The 7371-nt window shown below is 71.4% G+C and carries 6 protein-coding genes and 1 pseudogene; 2 read left to right on the top strand and 5 right to left on the bottom strand.

Annotated features, from left to right (window positions below; translation table 11 throughout):
• Nucleotides 1-159: 159 nt before the first annotated feature.
• The 5 genes from BWR60_RS11620 to BWR60_RS11640 all read right to left on the bottom strand — a co-directional run bounded on the left by BWR60_RS11620 (nt 160) and on the right by BWR60_RS11640 (nt 5470).
• Nucleotides 160-1380 carry an RNA polymerase sigma factor gene (locus BWR60_RS11620; protein WP_088151176.1) on the bottom strand — a complete coding sequence of 407 codons (1221 nt, stop codon included), beginning with the start codon at nt 1378-1380 and terminating at the stop codon, nt 160-162.
• Nucleotides 1377-1739: a YciI family protein gene (locus BWR60_RS11625; protein ID WP_088151189.1), complete on the bottom strand. Its 363-nt coding sequence runs from the start codon at nt 1737-1739 to the stop codon at nt 1377-1379. Before BWR60_RS11625 ends, BWR60_RS11620 begins: the two co-directional genes overlap by 4 nt.
• A gap of 98 nt (nt 1740-1837) precedes the next feature.
• A complete protein-coding gene (locus tag BWR60_RS11630) occupies nt 1838-2857 on the bottom strand; it encodes an ABC transporter permease (RefSeq protein WP_088151177.1) in 1020 nt (339 codons plus the stop codon).
• Between the two features lie 11 nt (nt 2858-2868).
• Nucleotides 2869-4395 carry a sugar ABC transporter ATP-binding protein gene (locus tag BWR60_RS11635; protein ID WP_088151178.1) on the bottom strand — a complete coding sequence of 509 codons (1527 nt, stop codon included), beginning with the start codon at nt 4393-4395 and terminating at the stop codon, nt 2869-2871.
• A 124-nt stretch (nt 4396-4519) separates the two neighbouring features.
• Nucleotides 4520-5470 (bottom strand): substrate-binding domain-containing protein, encoded by a 951-nt coding sequence (locus tag BWR60_RS11640; protein ID WP_088151179.1) that lies wholly within the window; start codon nt 5468-5470, stop codon nt 4520-4522.
• Between the two features lie 191 nt (nt 5471-5661).
• Between BWR60_RS11640 and BWR60_RS11645 the strand changes: the two are divergent.
• Both BWR60_RS11645 and BWR60_RS11650 read left to right on the top strand, forming a co-directional pair.
• A pseudogene (locus BWR60_RS11645) lies at nt 5662-6231 on the top strand (sugar phosphate nucleotidyltransferase); the annotation flags it as partial.
• 319 nt (nt 6232-6550) lie between these two features.
• On the top strand, nt 6551-7371 hold an 821-nt coding region (locus BWR60_RS11650; protein WP_230983025.1), incomplete at its 3' end, for a mannose-1-phosphate guanylyltransferase/mannose-6-phosphate isomerase.

Raw genomic sequence — 7371 nt, forward strand, 5'->3', positions numbered from 1 at the left:
TCTCCCGCTTGCGGGAGAGGTCGGAGACGCGAAGCGGCTCCGGGTGAGGGGATTTTGTCGAGGCCGGGACCAGCCCTCACCCGGTCTCGCTGACGCGAGCCCGACCTCTCCCGCCAGGCGGGAGAGGCAATACGAGAAGACGCCCGGCATTCCCGAGGGCTACGCGCGATCCCGCCGCCGCAGCAGGAACGCCCGCATCGCCGGGTCCTCGCACAGGCCGATGGCGCGCTCATAGGCGGCGTCCGCCGACTGGCCGAGCCGGCGCAGCAGATGGGCCGCCAGCGCCCAATAGGGCTGGTAGCCCGCCACCGCCTCGGCCGGGATCGCCTGCAGCAGCGCCCAGCCGGCCGCAGCGTCGCGCGCCTCGGCCACGGCGGCGGCCTGGCCGACCCTGGCGCCGATGGTCGGCGCCAGCCGCACCAGCCCCTCATACAGCAGGGCGATCGCCTCCCAGTCCGTGCGGCCGGTCCGGGCCCGCTGGGCGTGCACCGACTGGATCGCCGCCTCCAGCTGAAACCGGCCGAAGCGCTTGTCCTGGGCGGCGGCCGACAGGATCCGCTCCGCCTCCGCGATCATCGGCGCCGACCATCGCACCGTGTCCTGCTCCGACAGCGGGACATAGCCGCCATCCGGCCCGCGGCGCGCCTCGCGCCGGGCCTCGCAATGCAGCATCAGGGCCAGCAGCCCCTCGACCTCCGGCTCGGCGGGCAGCAGCGGCCGCAGCATCCGGCCGAGATCGATCGCCTCCGCCGCCAGCCCCCGCCGGCGCGGATCGGCGCCGGCGACGTCGTCCCAGCCGCTGCCATAGGCGGCGTAGATCGCCTCCAGCACCGCGTCGAGGCGCGGCGGCAGCTCCCTGGCCTCCGGCAGCTCGAAGCCGATGCCGGCGTCGCGGATCTTGGCCTTGGCGCGGGACAGTCGCTGGCCCATGGCAGCGGGGCTGACCAGGAAGGCCGAGGCGATGCGCGCGGCGTCGAGCCCCAGCACGGTCTGCAGCATCAGCGGGGTGTGGATCGCCGGGTCGATCGCCGGATGGGCGCAGACGAAGAGCAGCTTCAGCCGCTCGTCCGGGAAGCGATCGGCCTCGGCCAGCGCCTCGGCCTCCTCCGCCACGATGCGGAGATCGGGCACGGCCTCCGCCTGCACCTGGATATGGCGGGCACGGTCGATCAGGCGCCGCCGCGCCGCGGTCAGCAGCCAGGCCTCCGGCCGGCCCGGCAGGCCGTCGCGCGGCCAGGTCTCCAGCGCCGCGCGGAAGGCATCGGCCAGCGCGTCCTCCGCCGCCGCGATGTCGCGCGACCGGGCGGCCAGGAAGGTCACCAGCCGGCCATAGGAGTCACGCGCCGCCCGCTCGATCGCGCGGCGCGTGTCCGTGCTCACTGCTGCGGCTTGGGCGGCGCCACCGGCCGCACCTCGACCCCGCCGCCCGGGCCGCCCGGATAGCGCGCGGCCCAGTCGAGCGCCGCGTCCAGGTTCGGCACCTCGATGATGAAGAAGCCGGCCAGCTGCTCCTTGGTGTCGGCGAAGGGGCCGTCCTGCACCTGCCGCCCGCTGCCGCCGATGCGGATCGAGGTGGCGGTGGCGGGCGGCTCCAGCCCGGCGCCGGCGACCACGACACCGGCCTCCTTCAGCGCCGTCATATAGGGCATGAAGGCGGCCCAGAAGGCGGCGTGCTTCTCCGGGTCGCGCCGATTGGCGAATTCCTCGGGGGTCTGCTGGAACAGCAGGGCGTACTGCATGATCGTCTCCATCGCATGGGGTCGAGCGCGTCTCGCTCACCCCAATGACGGGCCGGCAGAAGGCCGTTCGACATCGTCCCCGAAAAAACTTCGGGCGGCTACACCCGGCGGCGGCGCGACTTGGCGAAGGTGTCGAAGGCCACGGCCAGCACGATGATCACGCCGATGATGATCTGCTGGATGTAGGAGGAGACGTTCAGCAGCACGAGGCCGTTCAGCAGCACGCCGATCAGCACGGTGCCGATCACCGTGCCGAAGATGGTGCCGATGCCGCCGAACAGGCTGGTGCCGCCGATCACCACCGAGGCGATCACGGTCAGCTCGTAGCCCTGCCCCGCCACCGCCTCGGCCGAGTTCAGCCGGGCCGACAGCACGAAGGCGCCGAGCCCGACGAAGAAGCCCATGATGACATAGACGCTGAGCAGCACCCGCCGCACCTTCAGCCCGGACAGGCGCGCCGCCTCCGGGTTGCCGCCGACGGCATAGACCTGGCGGCCGAAGCGGCTGTAGCGCAGCACCAGATGGGCCAGCACGGCGAAGCCCAGGAACACCAGCACCGGCACCGGGATCTCCAGCACCTTGCCCTGGCCCCAATAGCGGAAATCGGCGTCGAAGCCGCTGATCGGCCCGCCGCCGGACAACAGCAGCGCGGCGCCGCGGAAGGCCGACATGCCGCCCAGCGTCACCACGAAGGGCGGCACCTTCAGCCGGGTGATGCCGAGGCCCTGGATCGCCCCCGCGGCCATGCCGAGCAGGATCGAGACCAGGGCGGCAGCGCCCCAGCCCCAGCCCTGCGCCTCGTCGGCGCCGAGCGAGAAATTGCCGGTGGCGCTGCCCTTGGCGACGATCGCGGCGGCCAGGCCGCAGAAGGCCAGGACGGCGCCGATCGACAGGTCGATGCCGGCGGTCAGGATGACGAAGGTCATGCCGATCGCCAGCAGCCCGTAGATCGAGACCTGGCGCAGCACGTTCAGCAGGTTGACGGTGGAGATGAAGCGCGGCTCGGCGATGGCGAAGCCGGCCATCAGTACCACCAGGAAGATCAGCGGCGCGAACCGCGCCAGAAGCCCGAACAGGTCGAAGCCGCCCCGGTCCGGAAGTGTCGTACCCTGCGCCATCTTGGTCTTTCCTATGCCGCCCGGCGGCGCGTCATCAGCCGCATCAGCGTTTCCTCGTCGGCCTCGGCCCGGCCGAGCTCGCCGGTGATCCGGCCCTCGCACATGGTGACGATGCGGTCGCTGATCGCCAGCACCTCCGGCAGTTCGGAGGAGATGGCGATGACCGCGATGCCCTCCCGCGCCAGCCGGCCCAGCAGCTGGTGCACCTCGGCCTTGGCGGCGACATCGATGCCGCGCGTCGGCTCGTCGACGATCAGCACCTTCGGCCGCAGCGCCAGCCAGCGCGCCAGCACCACCTTCTGCTGGTTGCCGCCGGACAGGTTGGCGATCTGCTGCTCCGGCCCCGCCATGCGGATGCCGAGCGCCCTTCGGTACTCCTCCACCAGCCCCCGCTCCCGGCTGTCGGACACATAGCCGAACAGCCCCGCCAGCTTGCCCAGTGCGGCGATGGCTAGGTTGCTGCGGATCGCCAGCGACAGGAACAGCGCCTGCTGCTTGCGGTCCTCCGGCACCAGACCGATGCCGTGGCGGATGGCGTCCGCCGGGGACCGGATCTCGACCGGCTTGTCTTCCACCAGGACGCGGCCGCCGGTGCGGGCGTCGGCGCCGAAGATCGCCCGGGCCAGCTCGGTCCGCCCGGCGCCGACCAGCCCGGCGATGCCCAGGATCTCGCCGCGCCGCACCGCAAGCGACACGTCGTGCAGCACCGTGGCGTGCGGGTTCAGCGCGCTGCGCTCGGTGGCGATGCTCTCGGCCCGCAGCGCCGGCGGGCCGGGCTGGGCCGCGCCGCCCTCGATCCGGGCCAGGGCGCCGAGGTCGCGGCCGACCATCATGCGGATGATGTCGTCGACGGTAATGTCGGCGACGTTCGCGCCGCCGACCAGCCTGCCGTCGCGCAGCACCGTGATCCGGTCGCAGACCGCCATCACCTCGTCGAGGCGATGGGTGACGTAGATCACGGCGATGCCCTGGCCGCGCAGGGTGCGGATGATCGCCATCAGCCGGTCGACCTCGGTGGCGCTCAAGGCCGAGGTCGGCTCGTCCATCACGATCAGCCGCGAATCCATCGACAGGGCGCGGGCGATCTCGACCATCTGCTGCTCGGCGACGCTGAGGTCGCGCACCAGCCGGCGCGGGTCGATCGCCAGGCCGATCCGGTCCAGCGCCGCCTTGGCCGCCCGGTGCATCGCGCCCCAGTCGACCAGGCCGGCCCGCCCCGGCTCACGCCCGATCAGGATGTTCTCCCCCACGGTCAGGCTCGGGATCAGGTTGAACTCCTGATAGATCGTGACGATGCCGCGCCGCTGCGCCTCATAGGGCGCGGCGAAGCTCACGGCCTCGCCGGCGAAGGCGATGCTGCCGCCGTCCGGCGCCTGGGCTCCGGACAGGATCTTCAGCAGCGTCGACTTGCCGGCGCCGTTCTCGCCCAGCAGGCCATGCACCTCGCCGGCCGCGACCTCCAGCCCGACGCCGTCCAGGGCGACGACACCCGGGAAGCGCTTGGTGATCGCGGTCATGCGCAGCAGCGGTTCGGTCATCCGTTTCCTCTTCACCCTTCTTGTCATGCCCGGGCTTGACCCGGGCATCCAGGGCGGCAAGAGCGGTTCTCGGTGGCCCCTGGATCGCCGGGTCAAGCCCGGCGATGACAGGATGGGAAAGGCCCTACTTCACCTCGCCGATGCGTTCGGCCTTGTCGAGATTGGCCTTGGTGAGGGCGATCGGGGTCAGCAGGATCAGCGCCGGATCCGGCTTCTTCTGGGTCTTGAGGTAGTCGACCAGCACCTCGACCGCCTTGCGGCTCTGGCCGCCCGGGAACTGCTCGATGGTGCCGGCCAGGCCGCCGTCGCGGATGCTGCCCAGCGCCTCCGGCAGCGCGTCGAAGCCGATGATCCTGATCTTGTCCTGCAGGTTGCGGCCGCGCACCGCCTCCAGCGCGCCGAGCGCCATGTCGTCATTGGCGGACACGATGACGTCGGGCGGCGTCTGCAGGCCGGCCAGGATCGTCTCGGTCACGCTCAAGCCCTGGTCGCGGGCGAAGTTCGCGGTCTGCTCGGCCACGAACTTGTACTTGTCCTTGTGCTGGTCGAGGACGTTGTGCAGGCCCTTGTTGCGGTCGATCGCCGGGCTGGCGCCGGGCTGGCCCTGCAGGTTCACGATGGTGGCGCCGTTCGGATAGGTCTCCATCAGCCATTTCGCCTGGGCCTCGCCGCCCAGCACGTTGTCGGCGCCGACATGGGCCAGGATGCCGTCGACCCCGGTGACGCGGCGGTCGATGGTGACGACCGGCACCCCGGCCTCCACCGCCTCGCTCAGCACCGGCGCCATGGCATTGACGTCGATCGGGCTGATGACGATGCCGTCGACCTTCTGCACCAGCGCCGCCTCGACATCGGCGGTCTGCTTCGGCGCGCTGTTCTGGCCGTCGGATTCGACCGAGGCCACGCCCAGCTTCTGCGATTCCGCCTTCAGCTCGTTCATCATGTGGACGAAGAACGGGAAGCCGAGGCTGGGCACCGATGTCAGGATGGTCTTCTTGTCCTGCGCCGCCGCCGGCAGGGCGACCGCCACGGCCAGGACCGCGCCCAGCAGGGCGCGCTGCAACGAACCAGTCATGAGCACTCCTCCACGGCGAATTGGCTGCCGGGGGCGGTGCCGCGCCGCGATCCCCGACTCTTTGTTCAGCACGAATTGTCAGATGATTGTTCGGCCACTGTCAACGGACCGCTCCGGCTGCGGCGGACTTGAACCGCCACGGCCGGATGGCCGATAAGCGTCTCATCGGATCCGGCGCAGCGAGACGGTTCATGGCCAAGGCGAAAACGGTCGAAAGGGCAGCGGCAGAGGCCGGCAGCCAGGCGGTGGTGCCAGTGGTGTTGTCGGGCGGTTCGGGGACGCGGCTGTGGCCGCTGTCGCGGGCGGGGTATCCCAAGCAGTTCCTGCCGCTGGTCTCGGGCAGCACCATGATCCAGGAGACGGTGGCCCGGGTCGGCGAGGCCGACGGCTTCGCCCCGCCGGTGTTCATCTGCGCCGATGACCACCGCTTCATCGTCGCCGAGCAGATGCGCCAGATCGGCGTCGCCCCCGACGCCATCATCCTCGAGCCCTCGGCCCGCAACACCGCCCCCGCCGTCGCCGTCGCCGCCCGCTTCCTGGCCGACCGCGACCCCGACACGCTGATGCTGGTGCTGCCGGCCGACCACCACATCGCCGATCCCGCCGGCTTCCGGGCCGCCATCGCCGCCGCCGCACCCGCCGCCCGCGCCGGCCATCTGATGACCTTCGGCATGCAGCCGACCGCGCCCGAGACCGGATACGGCTACATCCTGCCCGGCGACGAGATCCCCGAGGCCCCGGGCGCCCGCGCCATCGCCCACTTCGTCGAGAAGCCGCCGCGCGAGACCGCCGAGCGCTTCCTGGCCGAGGGTCGGCATCTCTGGAACGCCGGCATCTTCCTGTTCACCGCCGGCCGGTACCTGGCCGAATGCGCCCGCCACGCGCCCCAGGTCCTCGCCGCCGCCGACGCCGCGCTCAAGGCCGCCTCGCGCGACCTCACCTTCCTGCGCCTCGACCCCGCCGCCTTCGTCCAGGCCCCCTCGATCTCGATCGACCACGCCGTGATGGAGAAGACCGACCATGCCGGCGTCGTCGGTGGCGATGACGATGGCGTCGTCGAGGCCGATGACGGCGGTGAGGATGCCGTCGGAGCNGTGGAACGCCGGCATCTTCCTGTTCACCGCCGGCCGGTACCTGGCCGAATGCGCCCGCCACGCGCCCCAGGTCCTCGCCGCCGCCGACGCCGCGCTCAAGGCCGCCTCGCGCGACCTCACCTTCCTGCGCCTCGACCCCGCCGCCTTCGTCCAGGCCCCCTCGATCTCGATCGACCACGCCGTGATGGAGAAGACCGACCATGCCGGCGTCGTCCCCGCCTCGATCGGCTGGACCGATGTCGGCTCCTGGTCGTCCTTGTGGGAGATCGGCGACCGCGACGCCGACGGCAACATCGCCCAGGGCGACGCGCTGGCCTTCGACTCCCGCAACTGCCTGGTCCGCTCCGACGGCATCCTCACCGCCGTCATCGGCCTCGACGACGCCATCGTCATCGCCACCGACGACGCCGTGCTGGTCGCCGCCAAGGACCAGGTCCAGGACGTCAAGGCCGTCACCGACGCGCTGAAGAAGGCCAGGCGGCCCGAGGCCGTCATCCACCGCGAGATCTACCGCCCCTGGGGCACCGTCAAGTCGCTGCACGCCGGCGACCGCTTCCAGGTCAAGCGCGTCCTGATCCATCCCGGCCAGGCCATTGCGCTGCAGCGCCACTACCACCGCTCCGAGCACTGGGTCGTGCTCTCCGGCACCGCCCGTGTCACCATGGAGGGCCAGTCCCGCATCCTGCGCGAGAACGAGGCCGTCTACCTCCCCATCGGCACCGACCACAAGCTCGAGAACCCCGGCAAGATCGACCTCGAGCTCATCGAGGTCCGCACCGGGCCCTATCTCGGCGAGGACGACGTCGT

Origin of the sequence: Inquilinus limosus, assembly GCF_002195995.1 — a bacterium.
GTDB classification, from domain to species: Bacteria; Pseudomonadota; Alphaproteobacteria; order DSM-16000; family Inquilinaceae; genus Inquilinus; species Inquilinus limosus_C.

What these genes read in the sequence shown, in the direction of transcription:
- BWR60_RS11630 (WP_088151177.1), bottom strand. Translation starts at nt 2,857, where the DNA reads ATGGCGCAGGGTACGACACTTCCGGACCGGGGCGGCTTCGACCTGTTC.
- BWR60_RS11635 (WP_088151178.1), bottom strand. Translation starts at nt 4,395, where the DNA reads ATGACCGAACCGCTGCTGCGCATGACCGCGATCACCAAGCGCTTCCCG.
- BWR60_RS11625 (WP_088151189.1), bottom strand. Translation starts at nt 1,739, where the DNA reads ATGCAGTACGCCCTGCTGTTCCAGCAGACCCCCGAGGAATTCGCCAAT.
- BWR60_RS11640 (WP_088151179.1), bottom strand. Translation starts at nt 5,470, where the DNA reads ATGACTGGTTCGTTGCAGCGCGCCCTGCTGGGCGCGGTCCTGGCCGTG.